The 17,089-nt window shown below is 41.7% G+C and carries 16 protein-coding genes; 8 read left to right on the top strand and 8 right to left on the bottom strand.

The features are described 5' to 3' along the window. The first annotated feature begins 96 nt into the window (after positions 1-96). The 3 genes from R7E00_RS09400 to R7E00_RS09410 all read left to right on the top strand — a co-directional run bounded on the left by R7E00_RS09400 (position 97) and on the right by R7E00_RS09410 (position 2,989). Entirely contained in the window at positions 97-1,278 is a 1,182-nt protein-coding gene (locus R7E00_RS09400) for an MFS transporter (RefSeq protein ID WP_017635963.1), read from the top strand. Between the two features lie 143 nt (positions 1,279-1,421). Continuing rightward, positions 1,422-1,943, top strand: a complete 522-nt coding sequence (locus R7E00_RS09405) for a TetR/AcrR family transcriptional regulator (protein ID WP_053307056.1) — start codon at positions 1,422-1,424, stop codon at positions 1,941-1,943. Continuing rightward, a complete protein-coding gene (locus R7E00_RS09410; protein ID WP_017635961.1) occupies positions 1,940-2,989 on the top strand; it encodes an alcohol dehydrogenase family protein in 1,050 nt (349 codons plus the stop codon). Before R7E00_RS09405 ends, R7E00_RS09410 begins: the two co-directional genes overlap by 4 nt. Positions 2,990-3,191: 202 nt before the next feature. On the opposite strand, the gene R7E00_RS09415 is transcribed toward R7E00_RS09410, so the two are convergent. Then, positions 3,192-4,103 carry a GlxA family transcriptional regulator gene (locus R7E00_RS09415; protein WP_054579521.1) on the bottom strand — a complete coding sequence of 304 codons (912 nt, stop codon included), beginning with the start codon at positions 4,101-4,103 and terminating at the stop codon, positions 3,192-3,194. 114 nt (positions 4,104-4,217) lie between these two features. Here R7E00_RS09415 and R7E00_RS09420 point away from each other — a divergent pair, with 114 nt between their 5' ends. Continuing rightward, entirely contained in the window at positions 4,218-4,736 is a 519-nt protein-coding gene (locus tag R7E00_RS09420; RefSeq protein ID WP_005377333.1) for a cysteine hydrolase family protein, read from the top strand. Between the two features lie 120 nt (positions 4,737-4,856). Next, a complete protein-coding gene (locus tag R7E00_RS09425) occupies positions 4,857-5,618 on the top strand; it encodes a transporter substrate-binding domain-containing protein (RefSeq protein ID WP_186585015.1) in 762 nt (253 codons plus the stop codon). Between the two features lie 98 nt (positions 5,619-5,716). Here the strand turns inward: R7E00_RS09425 and R7E00_RS09430 are convergent, their stop codons facing one another. Next, complete coding sequence (locus R7E00_RS09430; protein ID WP_242532995.1) at positions 5,717-6,790, bottom strand: permease; 1,074 nt, start codon at positions 6,788-6,790, stop codon at positions 5,717-5,719. A gap of 345 nt (positions 6,791-7,135) precedes the next feature. On the opposite strand from R7E00_RS09430, the gene R7E00_RS09435 reads away from it, so the two are divergent. Continuing rightward, complete coding sequence (locus tag R7E00_RS09435; protein WP_318124429.1) at positions 7,136-8,128, top strand: zinc-binding dehydrogenase; 993 nt, start codon at positions 7,136-7,138, stop codon at positions 8,126-8,128. Positions 8,129-8,275: 147 nt separating this feature from the next. Here the strand turns inward: R7E00_RS09435 and R7E00_RS09440 are convergent, their stop codons facing one another. The 4 genes from R7E00_RS09440 to R7E00_RS09455 all read right to left on the bottom strand — a co-directional run bounded on the left by R7E00_RS09440 (position 8,276) and on the right by R7E00_RS09455 (position 12,075). Beyond that, a complete protein-coding gene (locus R7E00_RS09440) occupies positions 8,276-9,178 on the bottom strand; it encodes a homocysteine S-methyltransferase family protein (protein ID WP_206970878.1) in 903 nt (300 codons plus the stop codon). 276 nt (positions 9,179-9,454) lie between these two features. After that, positions 9,455-10,189: an amino acid ABC transporter ATP-binding protein gene (locus tag R7E00_RS09445; RefSeq protein WP_170893395.1), complete on the bottom strand. Its 735-nt coding sequence runs from the start codon at positions 10,187-10,189 to the stop codon at positions 9,455-9,457. A gap of 14 nt (positions 10,190-10,203) precedes the next feature. Next, complete coding sequence (locus R7E00_RS09450) at positions 10,204-11,151, bottom strand: amino acid ABC transporter permease (protein ID WP_258481819.1); 948 nt, start codon at positions 11,149-11,151, stop codon at positions 10,204-10,206. A 135-nt stretch (positions 11,152-11,286) separates the two neighbouring features. Next, positions 11,287-12,075, bottom strand: coding sequence for a transporter substrate-binding domain-containing protein (locus tag R7E00_RS09455; protein WP_005377324.1), 789 nt, complete (start codon positions 12,073-12,075; stop codon positions 11,287-11,289). Between the two features lie 461 nt (positions 12,076-12,536). On the opposite strand from R7E00_RS09455, the gene R7E00_RS09460 reads away from it, so the two are divergent. Continuing rightward, positions 12,537-12,881 carry a DUF3316 domain-containing protein gene (locus R7E00_RS09460; protein ID WP_005377323.1) on the top strand — a complete coding sequence of 115 codons (345 nt, stop codon included), beginning with the start codon at positions 12,537-12,539 and terminating at the stop codon, positions 12,879-12,881. 609 nt (positions 12,882-13,490) lie between these two features. Here the strand turns inward: R7E00_RS09460 and R7E00_RS09465 are convergent. Beyond that, positions 13,491-14,465, bottom strand: a complete 975-nt coding sequence (locus R7E00_RS09465) for a porin (RefSeq protein ID WP_213987446.1) — start codon at positions 14,463-14,465, stop codon at positions 13,491-13,493. Positions 14,466-14,605: 140 nt separating this feature from the next. Beyond that, positions 14,606-15,529: a LysR family transcriptional regulator gene (locus R7E00_RS09470; RefSeq protein WP_005377321.1), complete on the bottom strand. Its 924-nt coding sequence runs from the start codon at positions 15,527-15,529 to the stop codon at positions 14,606-14,608. A gap of 378 nt (positions 15,530-15,907) precedes the next feature. Between R7E00_RS09470 and R7E00_RS09475 the strand changes: the two genes are divergently transcribed. Further along, positions 15,908-17,077, top strand: a complete 1,170-nt coding sequence (locus tag R7E00_RS09475) for an efflux RND transporter periplasmic adaptor subunit (protein WP_053304410.1) — start codon at positions 15,908-15,910, stop codon at positions 17,075-17,077. Positions 17,078-17,089: the final 12 nt, after the last annotated feature.

The following is a 17,089-nucleotide window of genomic DNA, read 5'->3' on the forward strand; positions in this document are numbered from 1 at the left end:
CATTTTTCGCAACGAATAACTCTTTAATAATACACGACATGGAAACGGGCTATTCGTTTATCCATTCATATTCAATGATTATAAGAGAGAGTTGTTATGCCTTTAGCTTTACTTGCATTGACGCTGAGCGCCTTTGCTATTGGAACCACGGAGTTTGTAATTGTCGGTCTGATACCGACTATGGCCTCCGACCTCAACGTATCATTACCTTCAGCGGGTCTTTTAGTTAGCCTGTACGCACTTGGTGTCGCGGTTGGTGCTCCCGTTTTAACAGCGCTGACTGGCAACTGGAAAAGAAAGTACGTTCTGCTTTCTGTTATGGCACTGTTTGTTCTTGGCAATCTGTTAGCCTGGCAAGCACCTGGATACAACACACTAGTTACAGCAAGGATACTGACCGGGCTTGCACACGGTGTGTTCTTTTCGATCGGCTCGACTATCGCCACTGGCCTAGTGTCAAAAGAAAAAGCCGCTAGCGCAATTGCTATTATGTTTACCGGTCTCACCGTAGCTCTAGTGACGGGCGTGCCACTTGGCACCTGGATTGGCCAGACATTTGGTTGGCAGGCAACCTTCCTAATCGTCGCGATCCTTGGAATCATCGCACTGATAGGAAGCGCTCTGCTAGTGCCGAGTAATCTGAAACAACCACCAGCAACCAAGCTGTCATCGCAAGTAAAAGTCTTGACTCAGCCTCGTCTACTTTTGGTGTACGCAATCACCGCGCTCGGTTACGGTGGTACGTTCACAGCCTTCACTTACTTGGCTCCTATTTTGGAAGAAGTTTCGGGGTTTGGCTCTAGCGCTATCAGCCTAATTATGTTGGTTTATGGTGTATCAGTCGCATTCGGCAACATCTGGGGCGGAAAGATGGCCGACTCTATGGGGCCAATCAAAGCTCTGACAGCGATTTTCTCGGGCCTAATTGTGGTATTGCTCGTGTTTAGTGTCACAGCATTTAATCCAATTTCTGCAGTAGTGACCATTCTTGTCTGGGGTGCCTTTGCCTTTGGTAACGTTCCAGGACTTCAAGTTTATGTTGTCAAACTAGCAGAGAAATATTCACCTGATGCAGTCGACGTCGCTTCTGGTCTCAACATTGCTGCATTTAACGTAGGTATTGCACTGGGTTCTTGGGGCGGTGGCCTTATCGTGGCCAATGCTGGGCTGATGCACACACCTTGGATTGGCGCGATCGTAGTATTAGGTGCTCTACTACTAACCCGTTTCAGCGGAATGCTAGACAAGCGTGGAGAGCAGCACGCAACGGCACACTGATTCACGTTCCGAATCTATAAAAATCACTTAAATTAGCCCGGCATTACGTCGGGCTTTCAATACAGAGTTTAAATACACCATTGACTGAGGTAGAAAGTTTATTCTACCCTTAGGTAAAACAAACGTTCTACCTGGTGTATCAAATAGTGAAAGAAAAAATCGCAGCAAGCCTAGAAAAAGCATTCAGTCAGTATGGCTTCGCCGAGCCTAGCGTACCCCAACTCAAAAACGCCTGCGAAGTCAGCCTGAGAACCCTGTACAAATACTACCCCTCCAAGGAAGCGATGATTGTTGCAGCTCTCGAGCATCGCCATCAAAGGTATTTGAGTTTTTTGCTCGAAGACGCCCCTGCCAATGGAACACCGGCTGTATTACACCTATTCACTCGCCTCGAGGATTGGATGAAGGAGTTTGCACCGAATGGCTGCATGTCCATCAATGCATTAGCAGCCTATCCAGAAAATCTATCAATTAATCAAGCAGTAAAACAACACAAATTGGCGGTCCGTCAGCTTATGGGCCAACTAAGTCAGCGAGAAGACCTCGCAACCACACTCTTCTTGTTACATGAAGGTCTATCCAACGCATGGCCGGTTCTCGGTCACGCTGCCTTTGCATCCGCTGAACGCACTCTGCTAGAACTAATGAAGGAGAACAATCAATGACCACAATCCCGAAAGTCATGAAAGGCGTCCAACTTATCGGTCATGGTGGGCCAGATATGCTTCGTTACCGCGATGATCTACCTGTGCCAGTCCCCTCGCCTGATGATGTATTGATCCAAGTTGCCGCTGCCGGAGTCAATAACACCGACATCAATACCCGAACAGCATGGTATTCTAAAAATGACGCCAATAGCATGGATGCAAGTTGGTCAGGAGACGCGCTATCTCTCCCTCGAATCCAAGGTGCCGATGTATGCGGTACCATCGTCGCTGTTGGTGAGAATATCTGCCCATCACGAATCGGTCAGCGTGTGCTTATCGAACCATGTATTACGCGCTTCCACAGTCAAGCACTTAGCTCGCCTTGGTACTTCGGTTCAGAATGTGATGGTGGCTTTGCTCAGTTCACTGTTGTTGACAGTAAACATGCATATGCTGTGAATAGTAGTTTATCGGATATCGACTTGGCCTCCTTCCCTTGTTCTTATTCAACTGCCGAGAACATGCTTGTCCGCTCTAATGTCACAGCGAGCGATACCGTACTGATTTCAGGGGCATCCGGTGGTGTTGGCTCTGCCGCAATCCAACTGGCGAAGGCGCGTGGAGCATACGTCATTGCTATCGCCAGCCCAGAAAAGAAAGAACAGATCACGGCATTAGGAGCAAACCAAGTTATCCCTCGCGATGCAAATTTAACAGCGACTCTCGGAGAAAACAGCGTTGACGTAGTGATTGATTTGGTCGCAGGAGAGCAGTGGCCACAATTTCTTCAGGTACTAAAGCCAGGATCAAGATACGCTGTTTCCGGCGCCATAGGCGGCCCAATTGTCGAGCTGGATGTAAGAACTCTTTACCTTAAAGACCTAGCGTTATTTGGTTGTACCGTTTTGGCACCAGAAGTATTCGGTAACTTGGTTCGCTATATCGAACAGAACGCAATTCGTCCCTTAGTCGCGGAGTCATTTCCCTTGAACCAGATAGGTCAAGCGCAAGAAGTATTTTCACGCAAGCAACATATTGGGAAACTGGTTTTGGAAATCACATAGCTTTTGTGATTAACAAAGACCTATACAAGTCATTGTAATTTGAGAACCCTTTAAGCATTCTACAAAATGTTCAGTAATTAGGAGTGCGCTACGGTTGGCTTAGCTTGTTATCCCTTTTCATCACGCTAAGCCAGCTTGTAAAAATATGTGTTTGTTTCTGAGTTATAAATGTTTAATACCAACATTATCTTACTTCTGGCGTTTATGAACAGAACCGAGATCTGAACGACTTTGGTGTTAAACCTACGATCCTATTAAATATTTTCCTGAACGCGCTCACATCTTGGTAACCCACTCTAAATGATATTGCGTCAAATGTTAGGGTTGTCGACTCAAGTAAATCACAAGCTTTTTGGACTCTTAAGCTTTGTATGTATTGGTTAACATTGAAACCTGTCGCCTTTTTAAAGCGTCGCTGCAATGTCCTTTCTGTTAAACAACTCAACTCTGCAAGCTCTTTATTGCTCAGTTTTCCTTGATAATGATCGTTTATATAGTGCTGTAGTTGAACAATTACCTCATCACCATGTTGGAAGTTTGGGGTAAACTGTTGATAAAAGCGTTGCTCTCTCGGACCAGTATCAATAACCAACATTTTTCCTAACAGGCGCATTACTGCCGGTGACGCAAATAAGGAAACCAATTCCAAGCCTAAATCCACCCATGACATCATACCCCCAGCCGTAATGATCGTTCCTTCGTTAATAAGGATGGCTTCTTGTCTTACGTGGATATCGGGAAACTGACTCGCTAATGAAGGAGCCAAGCCCCAGTGTGTTGTACAAGACTTATTGGTCAACAACTGGGTTTGAGCAAGAATAAAAGTACCAGCGCAGGCGGAGGCTAAAATCGCACCTTTACTATATTGGACATTTAACCAGTCGAGTAGCTCTGGCTCTGGTTCTAAGTAATATTGACCAGTGCCGCTGGGCGGAATCATTACCGCTGTTTTCACATCGAAGTGCGTGTTTGACCAGTGATCCAATATCTCTACTTCAAAGTGCACATCAACGCCCAATTTAGCCGCCGCACGGTTTGCCATCTCGAAGAGTTCGCTTAAACCATATACGGAGGCTTGCGAGCTATCTGGGTAATTAACGAGTGCTATTTTCATTTATCTTCAAGTGTCGCTTTTTGACTCTTTTGTGTCATTTTAGACTCTAAAGAAGGTGGCTAAAAGTCTTTATATTATTCGTACCGCAATGATCCTCAATAAAAGGAAAAGAAAATGACTCAAAAAGCCCTACTTGTAATTGATTTGCAAAACGACTATTTCCCAGAAGGAAAGTTTCCTTTATGGAATACAGAATCAACTTTAGACAATGTTAAGAGAGCAATAACTAAAGCCAATGAGCAAAACATTCCTGTGATTCATATTCAGCATATTGCCGATCCTGCCATGGGCATTGCCCCATTCTTCAATGAAGGCAGCGACGGTGCCAATATTCACCCAGAAGTTCTTGCTTTAGCGCCGAATTCCGAAATCGTGGTAAAGCACTTCGCAGATAGCTTTGAAGGAACACGTTTAGAAGAAGTATTGGCAAGCAAAAATGTAACGGAGTTACTTGTATGCGGAATGATGACACAAAACTGCGTCACACATACTGCTATCTCAAAATCTGCGGACAAGTATGATGTTTCGATCTTAATGGATAGCTGTACCACGGTCGATGAAATGATTCACAACATTGCACTTCACGCTGTCTCAACGAGAGTTCCCCTCGTAACTATTGAAGATAAGCTGTAATACACGCAAAACCTTTCGCTCACACAATGCGGGCGAAAGGTCACACATATATGCATTTTCATTGATATTTGCTTACTTTGTGTTAAACATTGGTTTCCAAATAGTTACAAGGAAACATTTATGAAATGGATAGTCGCATTGTTTATTAGCTTATTTTCAGTTTTCAGCCATGCGAAAGAGTGGAAACAAATTCGCTTCACTGTTGAAGGGGCTTACCCTCCATTTAGCTGGACGACAAAAGAGGGAAAGCTAGAAGGGTTTGAAGTCGACCTCGCTAACGCGTTATGCAAAGAGTTAGAAGTAAAGTGCGTTATCTCAAAAATGGATTGGGATGGCATCATCCCTTCTCTCCTTAGTCGCAAGAACGATGCGATTATTGCTGCAATGACAATCACAGAAGAACGAGAAAAGAAAGTCGATTTCACCGTCCCTTATGCAAAAGTACCGACTCGTTTTGTAATGAAAAATGATAGAGAAATCAACATGGATGACGGCAGCCTAAATCGTTTATCTATTGGAGTTCAAAGAGCCACAATTGGTGATAAGTACCTTTCGGCCTTGTATCCAGATATTGATATTCGTCGTTATGGTACGTTCGATGAGGCATTTACCGATCTACTCAATGGACGGTTAGATGCTGTATTTGGCGGCTCAATCGGTTTAAGTGCTGGTTTTCTTGAAACTGCACAAGGTCAAGGCTATCACTTTACTGGACCAGCGTTTACTGAGGAAAAGTGGTTCGGCCGTGGCATTGGCGTAGCAGTGAGAAAACAAGACAAAGAATTAAAAGCATTACTCGATAGCGGAATACAAAAATTGATCCAGAGCGGTAAGCATAAAACCATCGCCAGCAAGTATTTCTCCTATAGTATTTACGAGTAACCTCTTTATCTTTTTATAGCCTGCGCGGTATAGGAAACTTCCCTTTCCCTATATGGCGACAAAAACGGAGCCCTCGAGCAGTCGCCCGAGGGTTATTTTTATAAAAAAGCCCACGTATATAAGTAACCCGCTCCCATGGCCATCGTTAAGATAACGATTAGGAAGGCAGCGATCATTTGGTTCTTAAAAATTGATTTCAACAAAATCACTTCTGTAAGACTTGCGCCAGCACTACCAATAATAAGCGCCATAACAGATCCAAGAGCCATACCTTTTTGTACTAGTGCCGCGCTAAGTGGAATGACCGCCTCTGCACGGATGTACAATGGAATACCAATGATTGCTGCGACCGGAATCGCGTACCACTTCGCTTCACCAGCGAACTCCGCAATGAACTCCGTCGGGATGAAGCCATAGATAAATGAACCAATCGCAATGCCCATCATGAGATAAGGGAACACTTGCTTAAAGTCTTTCCAAGTTGATTGCCAAATACGTACCCAGCGGCTAGGTTCTTTCTCTTCCACGACTGTCGCTGTTGCACTACCGTCTGATGAGCAGCAAGACACTTCCACTTTAGGTTCAGGTTTTGGTGCATCACCACAGCAAGATGTTTTCGCCGCAACTGGCGTAGGTTCATTGCAGGCGCTGGTACCACAGATTGATGCTGGTCTCGCTTCTTCTTTTTTCTTGCTTGAATCGCCACAAGAAGTACCGCACGAAGAAGAACCTACCGCTTGATATGCTTCTGGTTTGACGTAACGTTCAAACCCTAGTTTTTCAAGTACATAGCCTGCTACCACTGATACTGACATCGCGATAGCAAAGTAAAATACCGCAACTTTCCAACCAAAAGTCACCACAAACAAGCCAATAATCACTGGGTTAAGCAACGGGCTTGCAAATAGGAACACCATCATAGGTCCAAAACCTGCTCTTGCACGCAACAAGCCTTTTAAGAAAGGAATGGTCGAACACGAACAGAAAGGCGTAATCGAGCCTAGCAACGCAGCAATGAAGTAACCTTTACCCTTTTTCGAGCTAAGAATAGATTGAATTTTTTCTGGCGTTAGAAAATCTTGCAACACACCGACAATGTAGCTAATTGCCAGAAATAAGATGATAAGTTCGGTTGCTAGAAACGCAAACATATCCAGCGCTTCTTTAACCATTGTTATAATTTCTGTATTCACATTTACTCTCCTCGTCATTTTCGCTAACAAGCTTACCTGATAGATAAGCTTTCATTTCGATATTTCTGGAATTATAGAATCACAAAACAAAAAATCAACAGAATATTTCCATAAAAATGGAATAATAAAACTAGTCATTACTTATCATAAAGTTACATGTCGTTAGCTATGCAGACTGGTTGTCTATGATAATTTCAGAGCATCTCGAATCCTTTTTATCAAACATAACCTAAAATTATCAAAATAAGAAAAAACCATAATTATTGCAGCAGCACCCTCTGAGTTAGTATGACTTTCGACCATTCTTAATAATAAGGAAAACCTATGAGAGCGATAACTTACCAACGAGATAACGATACTTTCTCTTTATCCGAATTACCTACACCAAAACTAGAAACCCAATTTGATGTATTGGTTAAAGTTAACGCTGTTGGTTTGAATCCTGTCGATGCAAAAATTCATTATTGGTCAGACATGGTCACTAACATGGATAACAATTTTGTTGGCGGGTTAGACGTATCAGGAGAAATAGTCTCTGTAGGCGATGCGGTCGTTGATTGGAAGGTTGGCGATAAAGTGTTGTATCACGGAAACATGAGACGCCATCACGGAGGATTCGCTGAATTTGCTATCCATGATTCAAGAACGCTTATAAAGCACCCTCAGGTTCCGGTTGAAGTAGCAGCATCTACACCTTGCGCAGCCTGGACCGCATATCGCGCTTTGGTAGACAAGCTCGATATTTCAAATCGAAGCAGCATTTTTATCGCCGGAGGTGCTGGCGGCGTTGGAAGCTTTGCTATTCAGCTAGCAAAGACATTTGGTGTTGAACAGATCATTGCTACTAGTTCAGAAGCTAATCACGCATATTTGTCCTCGTTAGGAGCAACCCATACGATTGATTATCATCATGAAGATGTAGTTCAACGAGTAATGGACATTACCGGAAATCATGGCGTTGAGGTTGCACTCGATTGTGTAGGCGGTGATAACGACCGAATTGCAGCCTCGGTGTTAACCTTTGAGGGAGAAATGGTGGAGCTCGTCAAGACTGTCGACCCTTCTCAATATCCAGATGCCTTCTTAAAAGGCTTGGGCTTCCACCAAATAAGTTTGGGCTCTGGTCATGTCTTTGGCGAGAGAGGGTTTGCAAGTATCGTTAATGCCGGAAAGGAAGTGTCTGAGCTATTAGAAAATGGAGAATTGGAAGTACCGAAACTGAAGATCATCGGCTTAGAGGATGTAGGTAACGCACTCTTGGACATGCGAAATCAGAGAATAGTTGGAAAGATTGTCGTTAATCTGAACCAAAAATAATTAATAAAAATCTCGAGGCACACTGGCAAAGTAATGAGCAAGTTAAAGCATCTTGTTACTTTGCCAGATACGAAAGACTTTTATTTTATCTATAACGATGAATGAAAAACAAAATCTCTTGTCATGCTTCCCTGCACTTCACCAAAATTAGGCGTTTTCGAGAGTGTCTCTCCAAGCCGCTAGCAATTTAATATGACGTGGTTCAATCCCACAGCAACCACCAATAATGCTTGCTCCCTGCACATGCCACTTTTTAGCATACTCAAGATATTCAGTCGGAGAGAAATGACGAACTTCCTGAATGGTCTCGTTGGCTTGGTGCGCTTGCTTTATCGGAGCAAAGCTATTTGCGAAAACACCTATCGTCAATTCTCTACCTGACTCACTCAATACTGCTTGTGTATCTATGATCGCTTGCTCGACAACTTCAGGAATAGAGCAATTGAAAAAGATACCTGAAACATTTGTTTTCAACAGCGTATTAACCGCGACTTTAAGAGATTCCCCTGAGCGAAGGCGAGGCAAAGAGTTAGGGTCATCCATTAAGGTGAAAGCAAGATAATTGGGCTTATCTGTTTTGGCTAAAATTATTGATAGAATTTCAACTTCAGCAAGGCTAGACACGGTCTCAGCTAACCAAATATCAACATATTGATCTTGAGCTTCAAATAACTCAGAAGCCACTTCCAGTGCCCTTTTCGGCTCGAATAATTCAGGCCTGTAAGACCCCATTACAGGAGGAAGAGACCCCGCAACGAGCACTCTATCGTTAGAGCTGGTGACTACATCTCTGGCAATTTTGGCTGCAGATTTTGCTAACTCAGCCCCTTGCTTTGCATAGAGTTCCTCTCCTAAGTGAAATGGAACACATGCATAACTGTTGACAGTGATAATCTCTGCGCCAGCGTCTATGAAATTCTCATGTGCCATTTTTACATATTGTGGTGATTCAATTAGCGCTTGTGCACTCCAAAGCGGCTGAGAAAAAGGGGCGCCAATACGTTTTAACTCTCGCCCCATGCCACCATCTAAAATTGTTACTTTCTTCATTTAGACATCCATACCGCCAAACATCCATAAGCTCTATTCAAACACAATTTTTATCAATTCAAAATGAAATTGTTATGTTTAAAGTGAACAAAGACTTAATGGCTGATTAAACACTCTAGTATTTACCAGACCTTTCATTCGGACCAAGCTAATGTTATCGCCATTAACTTCGAGTAAAAATCCCATTATCTATGTCTCTCGGCGAGGCGAACGTTACGAGCCACAATAGTGCATGAAGTGATTGAGGGACTCGCCCTCAATCAAATTTTCTTTTTATTATAATACTTTAGATAAAAACTTCTGCAATCTAGGGTTGGTGGGGTTATCAAAAAATCGCTCAGGAGAGTCAGAAACCAAAAGCTCACCATCTTCCATAAACAACACCCTATCAGCGACCTCTTTTGCGAAACCCATTTCATGAGTAACCACGACCATCGTCATTCCGTCCTTGGCCAAATCTTTCATCACATCAAGAACTTCTCCAACCATTTCAGGGTCTAGTGCTGATGTGGGTTCATCAAACAACATAATGTTGGGCTTCATTGCTAACGCACGAGCGATTGCGACGCGCTGCTGCTGTCCACCTGATAAATGATTAGGATAATTATCCATTCTCTCCGACAGACCGACTTTATAAAGCAAATCTTTTGCTTCTTTCTTCACCGATTCAGGGTCACGTTTAGAAACCTTTAAAGGTGCTAACATGACGTTCTCTATCGCCGTTTTATGTGGAAAAAGGTTGAAGCCTTGAAATACCATGCCCACATCAGCGCGTAGTTTATTGATATCCGTAGATTTGTGGTACATATCGATACCATCTACGATAATAGACCCACTATTTATTGTCTCTAATTGATTGATCGTCCGTAAGAATGTTGACTTACCAGAACCTGACGGTCCTACGATGACAATCACTTCCCCTTTTTCTACATTTACCGATACGTCCTTGAGCGCATGGCAGCCATTAGGGTAAATTTTATTAATTGTTTTTGCTGAAATAATGTATTCCATTAATGACTCCACCATTAATCACTTGCTGCCAATTTCTTTTCTAACGTTTGTATTGCCCAAGATAAGGTACTAGTTAGAAGCAAATAAAGGGCCGCAACGGTAAACCAAACTTCAAATGGGGCAAAACTACCACTTACGACTTCCCTGCCCGCTTTTGTCAGATCAGTAATCGAAATCACGGAGACAAGTGAGGAATCTTTTATCAGGTTGATAAACTGCCCGGCTAAGGGAGGTAATGTCTGCTTAAACGCTTGAGGTAAAATGACATAAATCATCGCTTTGGGATAATTCATTCCTAGTGAACGCGCCGCTTCCATTTGTCCTCTTGGGATTGACTGGATTCCTGACCGCACAATTTCTGCGACGTAAGCGGCGGTAAACACGGAGAGCGCTATCACTCCCGCAGTAAAACGCTCAAGGTCAAGCACAGTACCAATAAAGAAGTAAACGATAAAAATCTGTACTAAAAGAGGCGTTCCACGAATGACCTCGACATAAACAAGCGCCAGCTTTTTTAATGCCGGATTGCTGGATATACGCATTAGTCCGACAACTAAGCCCAACGCTAGAGCAATGATAAGTGACCAGAGTGAGATTTTAATGGTCGTCACAACACCATCTAAAATTGGGCCAGAGCGCCACTCTTTTATAGTTGCTAAGGTATCTCCTTCAAAAATAAGATCACCTTCATAGACGTCGACAGACTTATATTGGCTTAGTTCAAGAACAATATCACCATGAATACTCTCCAGAGCCAGTTGGTTATTCTCGTCGAGAATGATGTTCCCATCGACAGGCGCGGTAATGGATGAAGCAGCGTTAGTGGCAATATAAGGAAGGACACGCTCCCAATTCCAGCTGTAATCGATTCGCTTACCTGACAGATAGACAAGACCGCAAATTGATAGCAAAACAAGAACAAAAACAGCGTTCCACAATAGGGATTTTAAGTTATTTTGCATGTGATTCCGAGAATGACTTTGATTAAAGTTGGTTGGGTATTTGAATAAAGAAAAGCGTTAGCTTCACAGCGCGAACCGTTTGGTTGGCGATGAACCGAGCCAGAAGCTAGCCGCTCCTCTACAATAACAAAATGATTACTTAACTTGCTTTAACCATTTATCGTCGTTAAACCACTTATCGTAAATGCGATCGTAAGTTCCATCGCCCTTAATTTGACGTAAATAGTTGTTTAAGAAGTTAAGCGTATCTGGATTTCCTTGCGGCACAGCCCAACCCAAAGGCTCGTAAGTAAACGGTTTAGCCAAGTGCATTAACTGCCCTTTGTTTTCCGCCACATAAATAGAGTTGTAAGGAAAGTCATAAACAAACGCATCTACCTTTCCGTTGGCAACCTCAAGTACCGCTTCAGACTGAGTTTCGTATAGATTTATCTTAGCTTTCGGAAGGTATCGTTTTACCGCTTGCTCACCCGTTGTCCCAAGCTTAGTTGCAACAACATATTCTGGACTATTGAGATCTCGGTAACTAGACACTTTACCTTCATGTTTGAGATCTACGAGAATGGATTGACCAATAACCACATAGGGATCAGCGAAATTCACCTGAGTATTTCGCATAGGTGTGATAGTCATCCCGCCCATAATCATGTGACACTTACCAGTCAACAGTGTTGGGATAATGCCATCCCATGAAGTGTTTACCGGCACAAACTTAACATCCATGGCACGCGCCATTTGCTTACCCAAATCGATATCAAACCCGATGTACTGCCCATTTTTTGCTGTCATTTCAAAAGGCATATACCCAGAATCAAAGCAGACTTTTAGCTCCCCTGTACTTTTGATGTCGTCTAAAATTGGGTCTGCATTAACCGTCGTCGAAACAGCTAACCCCAGTGCAGCAAAACACAATAACTTTTTCATGGATATTCCTTTATCATTCGTTGTAAAGTTTTTTTATACACGACAATAGAATAAAAAACCACAAACAATGACTTTTTAATCACTAGAATTTTTAGGATCGTTACTAAGCTGGAAGATCTGAATGAAAATCTATACCAAGCCATTGCAATTGAATTGCATGCATTAAGTGATTAAGTTGTAGGCAGGTCACTATAACGACAAGAAACATACGCTTTGACTGAATAGTCAGCGTTTCCGAGAGTGGTTTAATTATTAACGAAACCATACAGATATTCGCTTTTTCACATTGACCGTAATGTCAAAAGTGCTTGAGTTTTATTGTTGACAATTCTTCCATAGTTAATGGTCACAAATGTGATGTACAGCACATTTCTATAATGGCACTATCACCTTTGTCGAGAGATATTAACAAGGATTCGTTGGACATCTTGACTTTGTAATACAAATAAAAAGGTGACTATATGAAAAAACTAATGACGCTCTCATCACTATTATTATTCAGTTTATCTGCTACTGCTGGTATTCATGTCGAACACTCTACAAACAAAGTTGTTCTCAATGACTTTACGACAAAAGATGCCGCTTATAGCTCTGCGTTTGATCTTGTCGATGAATACCAAACGCTATCAAAACATGAACTTAGAAATCGTCTAAACATCATTGGAAGCGGTTTCCCTCGTGATATTGCAATCGATGATAGTAAGGTGAGAGTTGAAGAATACGCACTTAACCGTGATGAAGTTAAATATCGTGCAATCATAAACTTCGATTATCACTTCAGAACAAGTGACGGCGGTAAAAACTAAAAAATCGTCTGCACCTTTACTTTCTTAGAGCCCTTCCTATTTTAAGAAAGTAAAGGTGTCTAATCACATTGAAACGACTGCTTTTCATAAATCGCTCTCTCCTTACATAAACAGTATCAACCCCTACCTCTATCGTTTACATAAAAATCATTTTTCCAATCTTCATTGAGATACATTTCGTCGTTTGGCGCTTTGTCATTCGCTTGGTTCGCCATATGGATTCCACATCACTTAAATGAAAAAAACACTTGAAATTGAGTTCAATTTTCTATGAAGATTAACTAAATCTAAGATCGACAATTGTCGTTACATTTTTATCGTTTATAGCAATATATAAAACTACTCTTTTCGTTTTAATTAACCATAAAGCGTGAAAATAAAAAAGGCAACAAGACACTTCTTGTTGCCAAAGAAAAAAATCATCATTCAAAAAATATGAAAATGAAAACTAGCAGTGGACTAGCTAACAAAACAATTATATCCAAAACACTTTAACAAGTAACGATCAATATAATCCATTATATATGGATGAAAATCAGCACTGATAAAATTACACCGATAAATAAAAAGCCTGAAAATAGTTTCAGGCTTTTTATATTTATTAATTTTTTAGAATGAATATCTCGCAGCTATTGCAAGAATATCGTCTTCATTGTCTACATCTGTAATTCTGTATTCTGCTAGTGCTTTAAAATTAGAAGTCAAATCGTACTCTGCACCTAGTGAGTAGTAATCGACGACGTCTTCATCATCACGCTCTAGATTGTTATAGCCAACTAGTGCCCAAAGCTTATCTGTTACTTCATAAGTGGCAACTGCTTCAATACCGGTGTAATCAATATTACTTTCAGAACCATCTTTAGCCCAGTTTTCACCATCACTGTATAAAACAGAGGCATAAAACTTGTCGTATTCAAATGCAATAGCACCCGTTAGCAGCTCTGCATCTTCTGCACCCGATTGCCCTTCACCTTCGTTGTAACCAAGCGCAACTTTGAAGCCATATGGCAACTTGTAGTCAGCCGCCGCACCATAAGAGGCTGCATCTGTTGACACTTCATCGTTTTCAGCCTGATAGCTAACATGAATATTCAAACCTTCATAGCTTGTCGTTAGCTTAAATACTGAATCGGAGCGACCGGTACCATATAGATCCGCACTTACACCAGCAGCTTCATTACCAAACTCCGGGAAAATATCCGTGTAGTCAGATACTAAAGTGACCGCACCGTATTGACGTCCATAACTTACTGTTCCGTAATCTGCACCAATTCCTACATAGCCTTTTCGGATATCAAATTCATCATCTTCAATCCCATCAGCATCTCTGCGATTAGACTTAAATTCCAACTCATATAAGCCGAATGCATAAAGATCTTCATTTATTTTAGACTCACCTGAAAGTCCTACACGAATGTAGCTATTATCTCCGTCAGCATTTTTATCATCAGAGAAATAATACATCCCTTGCGCTCGGCCATGAATATTTAATACTGATTCTTGATCTTCATAAACTATGGCTGAATTTGCAGCACTTGCAGAGAAAAGTGCAGCGATTGCGATCGACGTTCTTGTCATTTTCATTTAATTACCACTACTTGTGTTGTTTGAATCGAGTGAAATTATGAACAGTGGCAATTATTTTTAAAGTGCAAATTCAACCATATTCTATGGATAAATATAAACAAGCCCTCAATCTAAAACATTATGTCCTAGTACTCATATTAGTTGAGATAATCCATCCAAACAGGAGGTGTCCCTATTATTTTTTGAACAGTATCAATGAACAGTTTGGCTAATGGTTGTTGATTTCGGTGAGTATACATTGCATATATTTCCCCTATTGCGGGAAGATTATAATCAGGAAGCAACTGTACAAGATCTTGTTTACTCAAACTCTCCTGAAGAAAGAACTGCCCTATTAAAGCATACCCTAGATCAGATTTTACGGCATCGAGCATTAACTCAGTTTCATTCACGAAGTACTGCCCGTTGATATTATACGTTCTAACGTCGCTTGATGACTGGCTTGGCGCTATACGTAGCTTATCCGCCTTAAAGTTAGCATTAGAGTATATTACTGCTGGCATTTTTATAAGCTCTTCTGGAGAGCTCGGGGTTCCATACTTGTCAATAAAACTCTTCGATGCAACCAGTGCCATATTATTACTTGCCAACTTACGTACTATCATATTGGACTCTCGGATTGGTCCGATACGAAACACAACGTCAAAACCTTCGTGGATAACATCGACTCGATTATCATCGAGCAGCAGCTCTACAGTAATGTTTGGGTACTGTTTTATAAACTCTTTAACTGCCTGATTTAAGTATGCTCTGCCAAAGAAAGTGGAGCTTGATATTTTCAGATTACCTTTCGGTTCATCCTGAAATGTAGCAGCAATACTACGAGTTTCAGTTAGAACCTCTCTTACTTTCTTAGCTTGCGCCACCATCTCAACACCAGCATTGGTCAGGGATAGCGAACGCGTGGAACGGTTTAACAGCCGTAAGCCCAATTCATCCTCTAGCTTTTTGATCTGTTTTGACAAAGCTGAACGATCTATATGATTTCTGTCAGCTGCCTTAGCAAAAGTTCCGTATTCAGAGACATCCAGTAGTAATTCAAGTTGGCTTGCGAGATCCACTGCACAATTCCTTATTTAGTTTTTATTCTTTATGTGATGGGAAATGGATTTTACAAAATTAATTTCAATTTTTTATGGTTCAAATTGCATCAGTGAATTGCAAATAATGCACGAATTAAAAACGCTTTAATTTTCGTCGCTATCTTTAGCTTCTGTTTAGTTATTCCTATCTATTATGGCTTATTACATTTAACAATACTCCACGTCTTTAAAACCCTAAACTGACCTTTTTTAAACCAAAAAGTGAGCATTTTGACCAATATTTAATCGTGCATTTTTATCACTACTCTATGTTCGCTGAGGGCCTATTTACCCATAGGTACAATGAATACAATGCCGTTCCTTTTAGTATGAACAGAATCATTTAGGGCGCGACAAATGTTAAAGAAAGTTTTCGGCATTGGCCTTTTATCCGTTTTAGCTGCTTGTGCAGACGAAGAGATAACCAAACAACCTAATACTCCCTTACCTACGATAGACGTCTCCAAAGTCATCTATGAGCCCGTTCAATCGTGGTTCACCTTTACAACAAGGCTCCAAGCCCCAGAGAAAGTTTCTTTAATGCCACGCGTTTCCGGAGTTATTGAAACGGTAGAGTTCAAAGACGGACAGAGTGTCAACAAAGGCGACTTACTCGTCACTCTTGATGATCGAACCTTCAAAGCTCAGGTCTCACGACTTGAAGCGCAAGTTAAGAGTGCTCGAGCTGCGCTAGAGCAAGCAGCAAACGAACAAAAGAGAGCCGCTCAACTGGTTAAGCGAAAGGCCATCTCAGCGGAACAAGCAGAGGCCCGAGATACCGCAGTAAAACAACGCTCTGCAGAACTAATGGCCTTGCGTGCTCAGTTAGAATCCGCAAAGTTAGATCTTGAGTTTACGAAGATATATGCCCCTATTAGCGGCACTATTTCAAGAGCATTCATTACTAAAGGAAACAATGTAAACGCAAATCAAAGCGTTATATCAAACATTGTCTCTAACGATCAGGTATATGCATACTTTGATGTCGATGAGCGAACTTGGAACCGTTACTTCTCGACAATCAATGCCGACTCTAACTTACCTACTCGTCTTGAACTATCTGGACAAAATGGGCAGGAGTTTTTTGGACGCGTTGACTTTGTCGACAACTCCATCAACGAAAACACCGGTACTTTGCAGGTTCGAGCGGTATTCGATGCAACAAAATCAAACTTAAAAGTGGGATCGTTTGGCCGAGTTCAGATATCAACAACCAAACCAGTTGAACGAGTTCTCGTTCCAGAGCGTTCTATTGGCACAGATCTAGAAAACCGCTTTGTATTAACACTCAATGAAGAGAATACGTTGCAATACAGCATCGTAACCTTAGGCGAACGTTACGGAACATTTCGTGCCATCGAGAATGGCTTGAACGCCGACTCAATTATTGCGGTAAATGGCCCAGCAAAAGTTGGCCCAAATAGCAAAGTCACACCAAAAAATGTCACGCTAGATATTAGCAACACTTCATTGATTATGGCTTCAAACTCAACATCGTTGCCAAACAAACGTTTAGCTCAAGACTAAGAAGACAACCGA

This window comes from Vibrio sp. Vb1755 (assembly GCF_033338635.1).
Taxonomy (GTDB): Bacteria; Pseudomonadota; Gammaproteobacteria; order Enterobacterales; family Vibrionaceae; genus Vibrio; species Vibrio alginolyticus.